This is a genomic window from Stutzerimonas chloritidismutans (assembly GCF_038562055.1).
GTDB lineage: Bacteria > Pseudomonadota > Gammaproteobacteria > Pseudomonadales > Pseudomonadaceae > Stutzerimonas > Stutzerimonas chloritidismutans_A.
In genome coordinates this window covers 518,583-532,604 of the sequence record NZ_JBCFXD010000002.1, presented here as the reverse complement: position 1 = coordinate 532,604, position 14,022 = coordinate 518,583, and the positions used below count along the sequence as shown (strand labels likewise).

General features: G+C 60.7%; 13 protein-coding genes. 5 read left to right on the top strand and 8 right to left on the bottom strand.

Annotated features, from left to right (window positions below; all coding sequences use genetic code 11):
- Window positions 1-52 precede the first annotated feature (52 nt).
- Window positions 53-1,576 carry a fumarate hydratase gene (locus AAGW23_RS05935; RefSeq protein ID WP_342405401.1) on the bottom strand — a complete coding sequence of 508 codons (1,524 nt, stop codon included), beginning with the start codon at window positions 1,574-1,576 and terminating at the stop codon, window positions 53-55.
- A gap of 357 nt (window positions 1,577-1,933) precedes the next feature.
- On the opposite strand from AAGW23_RS05935, the gene AAGW23_RS05930 reads away from it, so the two are divergent.
- Complete coding sequence (locus AAGW23_RS05930; RefSeq protein WP_342405400.1) at window positions 1,934-3,064, top strand: GGDEF domain-containing protein; 1,131 nt, start codon at window positions 1,934-1,936, stop codon at window positions 3,062-3,064.
- Entirely contained in the window at window positions 3,057-4,001 is a 945-nt protein-coding gene (locus AAGW23_RS05925) for an iron-sulfur-binding ferredoxin reductase (RefSeq protein WP_342405399.1), read from the top strand. The genes AAGW23_RS05930 and AAGW23_RS05925 overlap by 8 nt, the downstream gene beginning before the upstream one ends.
- A 79-nt stretch (window positions 4,002-4,080) precedes the next feature.
- On the opposite strand, the gene pyk is transcribed toward AAGW23_RS05925, so the two are convergent.
- Window positions 4,081-5,532 (bottom strand): pyruvate kinase, encoded by a 1,452-nt coding sequence (pyk, locus tag AAGW23_RS05920; RefSeq protein ID WP_342405398.1) that lies wholly within the window; start codon window positions 5,530-5,532, stop codon window positions 4,081-4,083.
- A 176-nt stretch (window positions 5,533-5,708) separates the two neighbouring features.
- Between pyk and AAGW23_RS05915 the strand changes: the two genes are divergently transcribed.
- From AAGW23_RS05915 to AAGW23_RS05905, 3 genes are read left to right on the top strand one after another with little or no spacing between them, the layout of a single operon-like run.
- Window positions 5,709-6,086: a hypothetical protein gene (locus AAGW23_RS05915; RefSeq protein ID WP_342405397.1), complete on the top strand. Its 378-nt coding sequence runs from the start codon at window positions 5,709-5,711 to the stop codon at window positions 6,084-6,086.
- 40 nt (window positions 6,087-6,126) lie between these two features.
- Window positions 6,127-6,552, top strand: coding sequence for a DUF4124 domain-containing protein (locus AAGW23_RS05910; protein WP_342405396.1), 426 nt, complete (start codon window positions 6,127-6,129; stop codon window positions 6,550-6,552).
- A 49-nt stretch (window positions 6,553-6,601) separates the two neighbouring features.
- Window positions 6,602-7,036 (top strand): PilZ domain-containing protein, encoded by a 435-nt coding sequence (locus tag AAGW23_RS05905; protein ID WP_342405395.1) that lies wholly within the window; start codon window positions 6,602-6,604, stop codon window positions 7,034-7,036.
- A 64-nt stretch (window positions 7,037-7,100) separates the two neighbouring features.
- Here the strand turns inward: AAGW23_RS05905 and AAGW23_RS05900 are convergent, their stop codons facing one another.
- The 6 genes from AAGW23_RS05900 to AAGW23_RS05875 are packed head-to-tail and all read right to left on the bottom strand — an operon-like array spanning window position 7,101 to window position 13,873.
- Window positions 7,101-8,432, bottom strand: coding sequence for a DUF58 domain-containing protein (locus AAGW23_RS05900; protein ID WP_342405394.1), 1,332 nt, complete (start codon window positions 8,430-8,432; stop codon window positions 7,101-7,103).
- Between the two features lie 25 nt (window positions 8,433-8,457).
- A complete protein-coding gene (locus AAGW23_RS05895; protein ID WP_342405393.1) occupies window positions 8,458-9,471 on the bottom strand; it encodes a MoxR family ATPase in 1,014 nt (337 codons plus the stop codon).
- Window positions 9,468-10,643, bottom strand: coding sequence for a DUF4350 domain-containing protein (locus AAGW23_RS05890; RefSeq protein ID WP_342405392.1), 1,176 nt, complete (start codon window positions 10,641-10,643; stop codon window positions 9,468-9,470). The genes AAGW23_RS05895 and AAGW23_RS05890 overlap by 4 nt, the downstream gene beginning before the upstream one ends.
- On the bottom strand, window positions 10,640-12,199 hold the full coding sequence (locus tag AAGW23_RS05885) for a DUF4129 domain-containing protein (RefSeq protein ID WP_342405391.1): 1,560 nt from the start codon (window positions 12,197-12,199) through the stop codon (window positions 10,640-10,642). Before AAGW23_RS05885 ends, AAGW23_RS05890 begins: the two co-directional genes overlap by 4 nt.
- On the bottom strand, window positions 12,186-13,169 hold the full coding sequence (locus AAGW23_RS05880; RefSeq protein ID WP_342405390.1) for a stage II sporulation protein M: 984 nt from the start codon (window positions 13,167-13,169) through the stop codon (window positions 12,186-12,188). Before AAGW23_RS05880 ends, AAGW23_RS05885 begins: the two co-directional genes overlap by 14 nt.
- A complete protein-coding gene (locus AAGW23_RS05875) occupies window positions 13,166-13,873 on the bottom strand; it encodes an RDD family protein (protein ID WP_342405389.1) in 708 nt (235 codons plus the stop codon). Before AAGW23_RS05875 ends, AAGW23_RS05880 begins: the two co-directional genes overlap by 4 nt.
- Between the last annotated feature and the right edge of the window lie 149 nt (window positions 13,874-14,022).

Sequence of the window (14,022 nt, the reverse complement as noted above, 5' to 3'; positions counted from 1 at the left end):
AAGAACAAAAAAAGCCCGGCAATCAGCCGGGCTTTTTTTGTTGGCGTGTCGCTTACTGCACTTCGACCGCGAGGCTGTCGGCGATCTTCTGTTGCCAGATTGCCGGGCCAGTGATGTGCACTGATTCGCCGTTGGTGTCGACCGCAACGGTGACCGGCATGTCCTTCACTTCGAACTCGTAGATAGCTTCCATACCCAGCTCGGCGAAGGCCAGTACCTTGGACTTCTTGATTGCCTGAGCGACCAGATAGGCCGCACCGCCGACCGCCATCAAGTAGACAGCCTTGTTGTCCTTGATCGCGTCGATGGCAATGGGGCCACGCTCGGACTTGCCGATCATGCCCAGCAGGCCTGTGCTCTCAAGAATCTGGCGGGTGAACTTGTCCATGCGCGTCGCGGTGGTCGGGCCAGCCGGGCCAACCACTTCGTCACCAACCGGATCGACCGGGCCGACGTAGTAGATGAAGCGGCCCTTGAGGTCCACCGGCAACTCTTCGCCTTTGTTCAGCATGTCGACCATGCGCTTGTGCGCGGCGTCACGGCCGGTGAGCATCTTGCCGTTGAGCAGGACGGTTTCGCCCGGCTTCCAGCTCTGCACTTCTTCCGGGGTAATGGTGTCGAGGTTGACGCGGCGAGCGCTTGGGCCGGCTTCCCAGACAATTTCCGGGTAGGCATCCAGCGGCGGCGGGGTCAATTCAGCCGGGCCGGAACCGTCGAGCACGAAGTGGGCGTGGCGGGTGGCGGCGCAGTTGGGGATCATGCACACCGGCAGCGAGGCGGCGTGGGTCGGGTAGTCTATGATCTTCACGTCGAGCACGGTGGTCAGGCCGCCGAGGCCCTGGGCCCCGATACCCAGCTGGTTGACCTTCTCGAACAGCTCCAGACGCAGCTCTTCGATGCGGTTCTGCGGGCCACGGGCTTTCAGTTCATGGATGTCGATGGATTCCATCAGAACTTCCTTGGCCATCACCGCCGCTTTCTCGGCGGTGCCGCCGATGCCAATGCCGAGCATGCCCGGCGGACACCAGCCAGCGCCCATGGTCGGGACGGTCTTCAGCACCCAGTCGACAATGGAGTCGGACGGGTTGAGCATGGCCATCTTCGACTTGTTCTCGGAGCCGCCGCCCTTGGCTGCGACGTCCACTTCCACCTTGTCGCCGGGAACGATGGAGTAGTGAATCACCGCTGGCGTGTTGTCTTTGGTGTTCTTGCGGGAACCTGCCGGGTCGGCCAGGATCGAAGCACGCAGGACGTTCTCCGGCAGGTTGTACGCACGGCGAACACCCTCGTTGATCATGTCGTCCAGGCTCATGTTTGCGCCGTCCCAACGTACGTCCATGCCCACGCGCACGAATACAGTAACGATGCCGGTGTCCTGGCAGATCGGCCGGTGGCCGGTCGCACACATCCGCGAGTTGATCAGGATCTGCGCCATGGAATCGCGGGCTGCTGGCGATTCTTCGCGCAGGTAGGCCTCGTGCATTGCCTGGATGAAGTCGACGGGGTGGTAGTAGGAGATGAACTGCAAAGCGTCAGCAACGCTTTGTATCAGGTCGTCTTGCTTGATCACGGTCATGCAGCGCGTCCTCTTGGCGGGGCGGAAACAGTGCGTATCGAGAAAGCGACCGACACGCGCAGTAAAAAAATGCGCGGCAGTATAACCTGCCGTAGAGCACGGAACACAGACGGACCAAAGGTGAAGGGATGCACAGCGGAAACTGGCATGACGCCGGCAGCAACACGGCGCTGCGCGACGGGCCGATACGTCGGCTCCACATCGGCGCGAGCGCAATAGCAAAGGTCTTGTTGAAGTTGATCGTCCGATTGCAGCGGTTGCTGGTGATGTTTTCTCATACTGTCGATACAGCTGCGTATAGGTTTTTTACGAGGGGCGGCGTAAAGTGTGACGAATTGCCACTATGGGATGGATTCCATGCGCGCTAGTCGTGACGAAAGCGAACAGCAAGCGCTGCAGTTATTGGTGACCAAGCGCTTTGGCATGGCGGCCGCCACCTACGGTCTGGCGTTGCTGCTGACTTGGATTACTGTGGCTGCCGGTTTCTACCAGGCGCCGGTCGAGACCGCTGTCGCGGGGTCGGTGATGATTGCGGCGAGCCAGCTAACGTTTTTCTGGGTCTTCTACCGCGGCCACAACCTGCGCTTTCGCGACCCCAGTCTTACCGAACCACAAGTGCTGGTTGCCCTAGCCTGGCTGACCTTCTTTTTGTTCAATCTCGGCGATAACCGTGGATCGCTCCTGGTGCTGTACGTGCTGGTGCTGATGTTTGCCGTTTTTCTTCCGCCGAAAATCTTCCTTCGTTATGCCGTGCTGGCGCTCTTAAGTTTCGTCGGTATGGTGTATTTCGATGCGCAAATGGGTCACCTGAACGACCCGCAGACGGCACTGCTGCAGACTGGCGTGCTGCTGGTGACCCTGGTCTGGATGTGCTTGTTCGTCAGCTATGTCTACAGGTTGCGCCAACGCATGCGTCAGCGCCGCTTTGCCCTGCAGGCGCACCAGGAAACACTGCGCGGCATGATGCGGCAGTTAGAAGACCTAGCCTCGACCGATGAGCTGACGGGGCTCTACAACCGCCGACACTTCCTGCGCAAGGCGGAAGCCGAGCTGAGTCGACTGCGGGCAGGGCATCAGTCAGGCCTGGCTCTGATCGATCTCGATTATTTCAAGCGGGTGAACGATCAGCATGGACATGCGGTGGGTGATCGGGTGTTGCAAACCTTCGCGTCCGTGGCTCGATCCTGTCTGCGAGACGGTGACATATTGGCTCGCTACGGCGGTGAAGAGTTCGTTCTATTGTTGCCGAACACCGATGCCGAGCAATTCAGCGCCTGTTGCGAGCGATTGCGCGAAGCTTTCGCCAATGCCCCGCTGCCGGAAGGGGCTAAGCAGGCTGGTCATTTGAGCCTTTCGGTCGGCTTGACTCTGCTTCGTGAAGGCGATGATCTGGATGAATCCTTGCAGCGCGCCGATGACGCGCTGTACCGAGCCAAGGGAAATGGTCGAAATCGGTGCGAGACCAGCTGGGCAGCGGTGAATGCCTGAGATCACCCATGGGGAGCGGTCCTGGCATGTGGCGAAGGGCAGTAATCTGCTCGATGCGCTCAATGATGCCGGTCTGAACGTACCCTTCAGCTGCCGATCAGGCAGTTGCCATGCCTGCCTGGTGCGCTGCCTGCAGGGTGAACCGCAGGATGCCCGCCCGCAGGCACTGGACTCTGCCCTGCGCCTGGAGGGCTGGCGGCTCGCTTGCCAATGCAGTGTGGCGGAAAACCTTGATGTTGCGATTTTCAATCCAGCGCGCGAAGGTCTGCCGGCGCGGGTGGTGGGGCACGACTGGCTGGACGACCAGGTTCTGCGATTGCGCCTGCTGCCCACCGAACAACCGCTGCGCTACCACGCGGGCCAGCACCTGCTGTTGTGGAGCAATCATGGAGTCGCCCGGCCCTATTCGTTGGCAAGCGTACCCGGGGAAGACCGCTGGCTTGAGTTTCACCTGGACTGTCGGCACAGCGGTGCGTTCTGCGACGCGGCGCGTACGCTGACCGTCGGTGACACTTTGCTGTTAGGGCAACCGCATACCGGCGCGCTGCGCTATGAGCCCGAATGGCAAATGAGGCCTTTACTGTTGTTGGCTGCCGGGTCGGGACTTGCTCCGCTCTGGAGCCTGATGCGAGAAGCACTGCATCAGGAACACCAGGGACCGATGCGTTTGCTGCATTTCTGCCGCGGAGCCTCCTATCTGCAAGGGCCACTCGAAGCGCTTGCCGAGGCGAATAGCAACCTGAGCATCGAATACGTCGATTGGGGGCATACGGGCAGTCGTCTGCAGTCGCTGCGCGCCACGTCGCGTCAGGAGATCGCACTGATCTGCGGTGGAAGCGGTTTTGTCGAAGACTGCGCCAAGCGCATGTTTCTGGCGGGACTGCCGCGAGGGCAGGTATTGAGTGATGCCTTTCTTACCCGTCAGTTCGGGGCATAACGAACCGAAGCAGGCATAGCGCTTTAATTGGGAACGGCGCGCCAGGCCGCTCTGAGCGGCAGCTGGCGCGCCGCGCCAATCAGGTCAGGGAATCGCCCACACGCAGGATCTTCATGGTGTTGGTGCCACCGGTGCCGTGATAGGTGTCGCCCTTGGTCAGGATCACCCAGTCGCCAACATTGACGATATTGCGCTTGAGCAGCTCGTCCACTGCCGACTGGCTGACCTTGTCGGCGGGCAGGGCAGCCGGGTCGAAGGGGATGGTTTGCACGCCGCGGAACATGGCGACACGCGCCTGAGTGTCGCGATGGGGCGAAAAGGCGAAGATCGGTACTGACGAGCGGATCCGCGACATGATCAGCGGGGTGTAGCCGCTTTCGGTCAGGCTGATGATCGCCTTGACGCCGGGGAAGTGGTTCGCCGTGTACATCGCGGCCAGGGCGGTGCTTTCGTCGCTGCGCTCGAAGCGCTGACCAAGACGATGCCCCGACTTGATACTGGTCGGATGCTTCTCGGCGCCGACACAAACGCGCGCCATGGCCTTGATGGCTTCGACCGGGTACTCGCCCGCGGCGCTTTCCGCCGAGAGCATAACGGCGTCGGTGTAGTCGAGTACGGCGTTGGCTACATCGGACACTTCGGCACGAGTCGGCATCGGATTCTGAATCATCGACTCCATCATCTGGGTCGCGGTGATTACCACCTTGTTGTTGCGGCGCGCATGCAGAATGATCTTTTTCTGGATGCCTACCAGCTCGGCATCGCCGATTTCCACGCCCAGGTCGCCTCGCGCGACCATCACGCCGTCACTGGCGCGGATCAGGCCATCCAGCGCTTCGTCATCGGCGACAGCTTCGGCACGCTCGATCTTGGCGATCAGCCAGGCGCTCGAGCCGGCTTCGTCACGCAAGCGCCGAGCCAGTTCCATGTCAGCCGCGTCACGTGGGAAAGAAACGGCGAGATAGTCCAGGTTCATGTCGGCGGCCAGCTTGATGTCGGCCTTGTCCTTGGCAGTCAGTGCTGGTGCGGTCAGGCCACCGCCACGACGGTTGATGCCTTTGTTGTCCGACAGCGGCCCGCCAATCAGCACGGTGCAGTGCAGTTCGTCGGCCGTGGTGGCGTCCACGCGCATGACCACGCGACCATCGTCGAGCAGCAGTTCGTCACCGACGCTACAGTCTTTCACCAGATCCGGGTAATCGATACCGACCACTTCCTGGGTGCCGGCATCACGGGGGTGGGTAACGGAGAAGCGAAAGCTGTCGCCTTCGGCAAGCTCGATGCGCTTGTTGGCGAACTTGGCGATACGGATCTTCGGTCCCTGCAAGTCACCGAGCAGCGCGACGAAGCGACCATGCTTCGCGGCAATGTCCCGTACCAGCTGCGCGCGTGCGCGGTGCTCATCCGGCGTGCCGTGGGAAAAATTCAAGCGGGCCACGTCGAGCCCGGCAACGATCATTTTTTCCAGCACCTCCGGCGAACTGCTGGCAGGACCCAGAGTGGCGACGATTTTGGTACGGCGCGAGATCATTCAATGCTCCTTTTTCAGAATGGCGGCGAGGCTACTATGCTGGGCGGCTGTAGTCATTGTTGGGCTGCACTACTCTTTCGGCAGTGGCCTCGCGGGTGTTCAAGCGACGTTCGGCAGCCGAACGGGCTGTAGTTTTTTTGCTGACGGTCGATACGCCAGCATCGGAGGAACCACCTATGCGCACACTGTTCATCATTGTTCTGGCCACCCTCAGCGTAGGCTGCAGTAGCAGAAATGCTCTCGATCGCCATCTTGATATGGCCTACAAGCAATACGAGCTGGGTGATTGCGCTCAGGTCATGCTCGAACTGTCCCAGGCTGAGCGCCGCAGCCGGCCACGGGATAATCTTCAGCCGGAAATGTCTCTATTGCGTGGGCAGTGCCTGGAACGTCAGGGCCTGTTTGTCGATGCGGCACAGACCTACCAGTTCATTCAATCGCGCTATCCGGCCAGCGAATACGCTTTTCGCAGTCGCGCCAGGCTGGAGACACTGCGTCAGTTGGGGCACTATCAGCCGGAGGAACGGGTGGTGACCCACGCCGTCAAACCCTGAAATGAAAGCCCGGTCATTGCGACCGGCAGGGAAGGATCCCATGCGTATCGCATTACTGATCGTCAGCGTTTTGTTGACTCCGCTGGCGATGGCCGGCATCTACCGCTGGGTCGATCCGGGAGGCAGCGTGCACTTCAGTGCGAAGCCGCAGCCTGGCGCAGAGCGGGTCGAGGTCCGACCGCAGGTGCTCGACAGAGACGATGCGACCCGGGAGCGCCAGGCGCGCACGGAGCGCTTCTTCGAGGCTCGTCGGGAGGAACAGGAGGCTACCAGGGTGGCTGCGAGTGCCAGGCAGGGGCAGCGTGAGCAAGAGTGCCAGCAGCTGCGCGAACGCTTATCTCGGCTGTCTCAGGGCGGCCGCTACTTCAGTGCCGATGCAAAGGGTGGGCGGGTCTACTACAGTGATGAAGAAATAGGGGCGGCGTGGCGGCAGTTGGCCAGTCGTATCAGTCAGATCTGCCGCTGAAGGCCGGACACGGCAGCAGCGATAATACTTGGCGGCAGGCCCGCATCCGATGGACATGCTTAATCAGCGCAGTATTCAACGGCACCAGTTGCCGTATTACCTCAACGTATTCAACCGTTTCACGGACAAGCCGTTGGGTTTCATTGGCAACCTGTCCGAGACAGGGCTGATGTTGATCAGCCCCTATCCGATGATGACCGACGTACGTTTCGATATGCGCCTGAAAATCCCCGGGCAGCATAGCCAGCTGCGCTATATCGATTTCAGTGCCGTCTGCCGCTGGTCGCATGAGGACGTCACGCCCGGCAGCTTCGACTCTGGCTTCGTGTTTGCCTCACCGCCGCGAGAGATTCGTGAAATGATCGATGCGCTGCATCACTACTTCAGTTTTCGTCCCATGCAGCATATCCCTCCAGCGCGTCTACCCCGTATTGAATCCGCCGGGAACAAGTCCGCCGACCAGGATTGCTGCAAAGGCAGCTGAACCTACGCACCCTGGCCAAGCGTGCAGCGCTTAAGCGCTCTCGGCCGCAACTTGAGAAAACCGGTTACAGCACTCCGCCTTTCTTCCAGGCCAGATAGCGGCTGATCAACACTGGTCCGAGCTCGTGCGGACGGGCATCGAGCACTGGAATCCCATGGGTAACAAGCTGTTCATGAAGCTTGCCGCGGGCGTTGAGGTAGTCGAGTGTTCCGCAATAATCGAGGGCTTGCTGAAAGGTTTTGACGGGCTGTTGACGTAACCTGTCCAGAACCGGCTCGCGCAGGCTCACGACTAATACACGGTGTCGGCGGGATAGTCGCTGGACGGCTCCGAGCAGCTGTTCGTCGTCTTCATCGCGCAGGTTGCTGATGATGATCACCAGTGCGCGGCGTTTCTGCAGGGCCAGGACATCGTTGATGGCAAGGGTGAAATCCGCTGGTCGCTGCGTATTGACCAAGTCATAAACACCGTTGAGCAACGTATTGAGTTGCGTCTGGCCCTTGGCGGGAGCGAAGAAGCGCCGTTGCTTGGTTGCAAAGGTATAGAGTCCCAAAGCGTCGCCCTGGCGCAGCGCGACATAGCCCAGCAGCAGGCTGGCATTGAGCGCATGATCAAAATGCATAAGCGGGCCGTCCTGGCTGCGCATCCGTCTTCCGCAATCGAGCATCAGCAGAATCTGCTGGTCTCTATCATCCTGATACTCCCGGACGATGGGCGTGCGATTGCGCGCCGTGGCCTTCCAGTCGATCTGCCGCAGGGTATCGCCATCCTGGAAGCCGCGTAACTGGTGAAAGTCCATACCAAGCCCCCGCCTGGGCTGCTGGCGCACACCCAGGCGGCTCAGCCAGCGGTCCACCGCCATCAACGGCGCGCCGTGCAGCTGGGTAAAATCGGGATAGACCCGCGTCTGCGATTTCAGCGGCACTAGGCGCCGCTCTCGCCATAACCCCAGTGGGCTGAACAAGCGAATCTCGCAATGCTCAAAATGGAAGTGTCCGCGACGCGTCGGCTGAAGACGGTAGCTGAGCTGACAAAACTGCCGCGCAGGCAGCAGCAACTGCTGTGGCAGCGCCTGCATCTCCACCCCCACAGGCACATGGTCGAAAATTTCGGCACGCATGGCGCGCGCCAGTGGGTGTCGAATCTCTAGCTGAACGTCATGCCAGCGGCCAAGGGCGAGATTACCGGCCAATACGCGCCGCACCTCTGGCGAAGGCAAGCGGCACAAATGCAGGGCGTCAAGCGTTGCGACCAGTCCCAGGCACAGCAACAGACCCCACCAGGCCGTACGGATAGCCGAGGGCACGGTGCTGTCGAGCGCCGCCGCGGTACCCAGCAAAAGCCCAAGGCAAAGCAGAGCGGCCAGGGCGTAGAGCAATCTACGTGACGGATTCATCGAGGCGCTCGCATGCCAATGAGCGTCACAGGCGCGGTGCCGCGAGCTGCTCCAGCAGCTGTTGGAGCAGCTGGTCCACCGAAGTGCCTTCGATGTCGAGTTCGGGCGAGAGCCTGACCCGATGCCGCAACACAGCCAGCGCGCAGCCTTTTACGTCGTTAGGGACGACAAAATCGCCGCCGCGCAACAAGGCGCGTGCACGTGCGCAGCGCACCAGCGCAATCGACGCTCGTGGCCCCGCGCCCAGCGCCAGGCCGGGCCAGCTGCGAGTGGCTCGGGCCAGCCGAACGGCATAGTCGAGCACCTGGTCATCCAGCGGCAAGTCGCTGGCGATTTTCTGCAGCGCCTGGACATCTTTTGCCTGCAGCAGGACACGCAAGCCACTGACGTCAAGCATGTCAGTGCGCGCCGAGCGAGTAACCTGGCGAACCAGCGTCAACTCCTCATCCGCCTGCGGGTAATCCATGCGCAGCATCAGCATGAAGCGGTCGAGCTCGGCTTCTGGCAACGGGTAGGTGCCTTCCTGCTCAATGGGGTTCTGCGTGGCCATGACCAGGAACGGCTGCGGTGCAGCGAGTGCGCGGCCCTCAAGGGTGACCTGACGCTCCTGCATGACTTCCAGCAACGCCGCCTGGGTCTTGGCGGGCGCACGATTGATCTCGTCAGCCAACAACAGGTTGGTGAACACCGGGCCCTTGCGCAATTTGAACTGCTCGCTGGCCATGTCGTAGATCGCATGGCCGGTTATGTCGCTGGGCATCAGGTCCGGTGTGAACTGAATACGCGCGAAGTCACCTCCAAAGCAGCGCGCCAATGCCCGCACCAATAGCGTCTTGCCTAGCCCCGGCACGCCTTCGACCAGAACGTGACCACCGGCGATCAGCGCTGTGAGCAACCCGTCGACGACGTCATGTTGGCCGATCACGGCCTTGTGCAGCTCTTGGCGAAGCGCCTGAGCGAGCTGACTGGCACGTTTGCGCTGGTTGTTCGGCGGCACGTCTGGATTGACGCTGTTCGGATCCGTAGGAGTGTCACTCATAAGCTGTTCCTGAGGCTTTGCAGGTGGGCAACCTGGCGGGTGAATTCGGTGGCGCTGACGGGTTTGTTAGAAGGCGGCTGCATGGCCTGCGAGACAGCCCCTGAGGAGGTTCGGCTGATCGCTTCCAGTACCTGACACTGTTCAACGTGTCCGAGGGTTTCGAAACCAGGGTGGCGGCGCTGCGTCTGTCGCCGGATATCGTTTTGCAGATTGATAAGTAACTGGCGTTGTCCCGCCCTGCGATATAGGAAATCGGCGCTGCCGCGCAGATGCTCCCGCAGCTGCCGGCGATTCCGTTCGGTCGGCTCCATCAATGGGCCTTGTCGCTGTGCCACATGCCAGAGTGTGGCAAGCAGTATCAGCAGTAGCGCCGCCAGTGCTTCGGGGAAATAACGCAGCAACCGCTGCAGCAAATCATCATGTTCGGTGCGATAGATCAGCGTTACGTCACGGTCCTGGGTGAGGTACCACAGCAGCCAGGCATGGTCGTATTGGGCAATGGCATCGTTTCGCCAGATCCAGCTGTCGGTGAGCGCCGTGATCAGGCCGTTTCCTCGCCGCAATTGCAGCATGTGCGTCGCACTGGCGCTGTTGGCCCATGCGTGCGCACTGCCACCGGCGTCGTAGAGGTGATAGTTGGTATCAAAGGCGAGATAGGCAGGGGCATCCTCGTTCTCCAGATAGAGGCGAGTCAATGCAGGGCGTTTCTCGGCGTTCGCGGCGGCATCAGCGGTATGGCTGTCATCAAGGTTCTCGCCTGCCTCGTGCTGCTGAAGGTTCAGCGCATCGAGCAGCAGGTCGCCGCTGCTTCCGCTATTTTCGTCCCATATACGCTCAGCGACAAACACCAGGTGGCCACCTTGATCGACCCAGCGCAACAGGCGTTCGGTCTGGCCGGGCGTCATGTTGCTGCGCTCGCCCAGCAGCAACAGCACCTGTTGATTGCTTTTGGACTTGGCGAGGCCACCGAGGCCTTGTGCATGATCGACGGCGCGCCCCTGGTCGATCAGGAAACGCTCTGCGGCCAGGTACGGATTGCTGCGTACTTCCGGTGCGGGACCATGCTCAAGGGTTTCCTCATAGGGCGTTGCCTTGCTAAGGGCAAAAAGCAGCAAAAGCCCAAGCAACAACCCGCCCGCTGCAAGCAGAAAAAACCAACGTGATTTGCTCATGCCTGTCCCTTACGGCCGAACAGTGCACGCCAGCATTCGCAGAGCTCGTCGCGGGCTTTATCGGGTGGAAGCTGATGTCCGTACGCTAGGTTCAGCCAATGCAATGTTAAGGCTTCGCCGTATTCAAGGAGCTCCAGCCGAGCTTGCAGGCGCAGTAATTCGAGTATTTCTCCCTCGGTATGCGAACTCTTCAATGGCAGTTGCTGTTCGTGCAGCAGGCGGCTGAGAAAGGCCCGGTAGAGCAGGCCAAGCGCTTCGCGTGGGTGCTGGTGCCAGAGCCGCTGTACCTCGGCGACAACGTCCGCTGGAATGCTTTCGGGTTGCAGGTCAAACCCGAACAGTACGGCAGGCATCGTTTGGCGCTTTCTGATCCGCAACTGGCCAGGTGTCACATATAGCTTGAGCCACTCACGGTTGCGCCACGGCAGCCAACCGGTCAGGCCGAACAGGGCGGCCCAGAGGAACACTTCGATCATGCTTGCGAGTGTGTCGGGGCGCTGGGTCAGCAGGTCGCTGCGCAGCAGTCGCTCCAGCAGACGTGCCAGCCAACCCGGCTCGCCACTGGACTCTTCCGTGAAGCGCCAGCGGGTCACGGTCTCGCGGTTTCGGAAGGGCGGCTGGTCAAGCAATTCACCGATCCGGTCACTGGCTTCTTTGCTGGTCAAGGGCTGTTTGAGCAGGCGATTACTGTTTGGGCCGGAGCCCTCGCTCGCTTGCATCGTTCCCTCTGCACCCGTCGCGGCAAGAGCCACGTTGTGGGGCGGCAACAACCACAGGCCAAGCCCCACCAGTAGCACCGGTAGCAACGACTTCATGCGTGCCTGCAGGCGGCGAAACGTCAGTTCGATATCCCAGGCCTCAAGCGTAGTGCGGCGATTGAGGTAAAGACTGAAACCGCTGGCGACATAAATTGGCTCCCAGACCACCAGTACCAAGGCATAGAGCAAGTTGGACAAATGTTCGACCCACAACCAATCGCCGCTCATGCCGAGCAGGTCTTGCCAGTCCCAGTCCGCCAGCATCTGCTGTGGGATAAGCATATACACCAGCGCCAGAGCACCAAACCAGAGCCCCATCTCCAGATGCATGCCCACCAGGGTTAGCCAGGATGCGGCCCGGCTGTCCCGTTGTCCGAGCACCGCTAGGCGATGCTGACGCGCCGAGCCGGCCAGTTGCTCAAGCTGCAGCACTGGAAGATCGAAACTGCGAGTCACGCTGAAGCGGCGCCATGTCACGCTGGAAAACCACTGTGGACGCAGCAAGGGTGGCAGTGTCCTGCTGCTCTGGCGCAGCGACGGTGTGTCGCCGAACAGTGCTCGCGACAGGATGAACAGAGGCAGCCTTTCGTAGAGCGGCTTGAACCACCAGAACAGCAACAAAGAAAGCGTTGGGTGTTGCCAGAGCAACAGACTCAACAGGGCGAAGATCGGCAACGTCACCAGCGCCCAGCTGCCCATCAGCAATGCAGCATGACGCTGTGCCAGAAGGATGCCGAGATCCAGTGCCTCCCACGCGGTGCGGGGACGGATCGCCATGCTGGCGTCATTCAGGCGCATGGAACCGCCGCCCACTTCGTGACAAGTAAACCCCGACCAGTAGCCACAATAGAGCGCCTACGGCGTATTTGACGGGCGCAGGGGGATAAGTCATCGAGGACCAATACGCCTCGATAAAGGCAGCGATCAAGAGAAACAGCGTGGCCCCGGAAATCAACCGCACAGCCGTCGTGGCTGCCAGGCGCAATGCCTCGCCGCGTGTTCGACGGCCAGGTGCGACAAGGGCTGCACCCAGTTTCAATCCGGCTGCGCCCGCCAATGTGATGGCCGTCAACTCAAACGCGCCATGGCCAATGACGAATGACCAGAACGGTTGATCGTAGCCGATGCCGGTCAGGTGGCCGGCAATGGCGCCGATGATCAAGCCGTTGAACAACAGATAGAACAGGCTGCCAACGCCGAAGAGCAGGCCTCCCGCAAAGGTCTGGAAGGCGATGCCGGTGTTATGCATCACGTAGTAACCGAACATGACCCAATCGTCAGCGGAACCACGCTCGCCGAAGCGACCGAGACGACTGGCGTCAGGGTCGTACATGGCTTCCATCTCCGCGACCTGTTCAGGGTTGATAAGGCTGTAGACCAGCTCCGGAAAAGCCAGCACCAGTGCAGCCATGCCCAGCAGACTAAGGTAGAAAATCAGACTCGCGGCTGCCAGATAGCGCCACTCTGTGCGAACGAGTCTGGCAAAACCGCCAAGAAAGAAGCCGAGCAGGCGGCCGCCCAACGGGCTACGGTGTCGATACATCTGATGGTGCCCGCGCTGAGCCAGCAACTGCAGACGCTCGACGAAGCGCCTGCTGTAACCGCGCGACTGTGCCAAAGCCAGATGCTGGCAAATCCGTCGATAGGCGACCGGAAAGTCAGCGAGTGCCTCTGACGTGCAGGCTTTGCCGCGCTCCAGCATTGCGAGCATTTCTTCGAACGCTTGCCATTCCGCCTGGTGCCGGCTTTCGAATTGGCTTTGCTTCATTCCGAACCCACCAGGCTACGGGCGATGCCGTGGATCCGGGCTTCAGCCTGTGTAGGTTCAATCCGCAGCGGTTCGGCCAGGATCGAGGCCAGTTCGAGGCGTCTTTGCGCCGTGAGCGTCGAATGGCGCTCAGCAAATGCGATCAGCGCATGCTGCTCAGCCAATGTCAGAGGTAGCGGGGGCGTTACTGCTTCAGCTTCTGGCAGGTCCGGTGCGCTGACGTTGTGCTCGCGGTACACCACCAAGGTGCCTGCGGCGAGGTCGCCCAAGCGCTTGAACGATGGGTGCCAGAGACAGCAGAGCGCCCCGAGGAAATAGCCGAACGGCAGCATATCGACGGAACGCAACAGATTGCGTGTCAGGGACGAAGCCCAACCGACCGGCGTGCCGTCATCATGAATGACGCGCAGCCCCAGCCATTGCTTGCCTGGGGTGCGGCCTTGGTTCAACACTTCGAACAGCACCATGTACCACCATTGCACCAGAAACAGCAGCAACGCCCCAACACCTATGCCGAACTTACCCAGCAACGCGAACGCAAAACCCAAAGCCGCCAGTAGGGCGCCCCGTATCAGCAGATCCAGTGCAAATGCCAAGGCGCGAGGGATCAGTCCGGCTGGATGGAGCAACAAATCGATACCTTCCGGCGTTTCGACGCGGTGCGTGTTATCCAGCAAGGCGGCGGCTGAAGGGGCGGAGTGCACGGCTCTGGCTCGTAAATTGGGGGACTGGATGCTAGCGCACATTGCGTACCGAGCAACGGCTGGCGGAAGCGGTGCTGCTGAATGAAACCATTGAATGACATGTACGGCCATAACCGGCTTGGCACTTTGATTAATGCGCCAGCGGATTA

Coding starts and splice junctions, on each gene's coding strand:
- AAGW23_RS05935 (WP_342405401.1), bottom strand. CDS start 1,576: ATGACCGTGATCAAGCAAGACGACCTGATACAAAGCGTTGCTGACGCT.
- AAGW23_RS05930 (WP_342405400.1), top strand. CDS start 1,934: ATGCGCGCTAGTCGTGACGAAAGCGAACAGCAAGCGCTGCAGTTATTG.
- AAGW23_RS05925 (WP_342405399.1), top strand. CDS start 3,057: ATGCCTGAGATCACCCATGGGGAGCGGTCCTGGCATGTGGCGAAGGGC.
- pyk (WP_342405398.1), bottom strand. CDS start 5,532: ATGATCTCGCGCCGTACCAAAATCGTCGCCACTCTGGGTCCTGCCAGC.
- AAGW23_RS05915 (WP_342405397.1), top strand. CDS start 5,709: ATGCGCACACTGTTCATCATTGTTCTGGCCACCCTCAGCGTAGGCTGC.
- AAGW23_RS05910 (WP_342405396.1), top strand. CDS start 6,127: ATGCGTATCGCATTACTGATCGTCAGCGTTTTGTTGACTCCGCTGGCG.
- AAGW23_RS05905 (WP_342405395.1), top strand. CDS start 6,602: ATGGACATGCTTAATCAGCGCAGTATTCAACGGCACCAGTTGCCGTAT.
- AAGW23_RS05900 (WP_342405394.1), bottom strand. CDS start 8,432: ATGAATCCGTCACGTAGATTGCTCTACGCCCTGGCCGCTCTGCTTTGC.
- AAGW23_RS05895 (WP_342405393.1), bottom strand. CDS start 9,471: ATGAGTGACACTCCTACGGATCCGAACAGCGTCAATCCAGACGTGCCG.
- AAGW23_RS05890 (WP_342405392.1), bottom strand. CDS start 10,643: ATGAGCAAATCACGTTGGTTTTTTCTGCTTGCAGCGGGCGGGTTGTTG.
- AAGW23_RS05885 (WP_342405391.1), bottom strand. CDS start 12,199: ATGCGCCTGAATGACGCCAGCATGGCGATCCGTCCCCGCACCGCGTGG.
- AAGW23_RS05880 (WP_342405390.1), bottom strand. CDS start 13,169: ATGAAGCAAAGCCAATTCGAAAGCCGGCACCAGGCGGAATGGCAAGCG.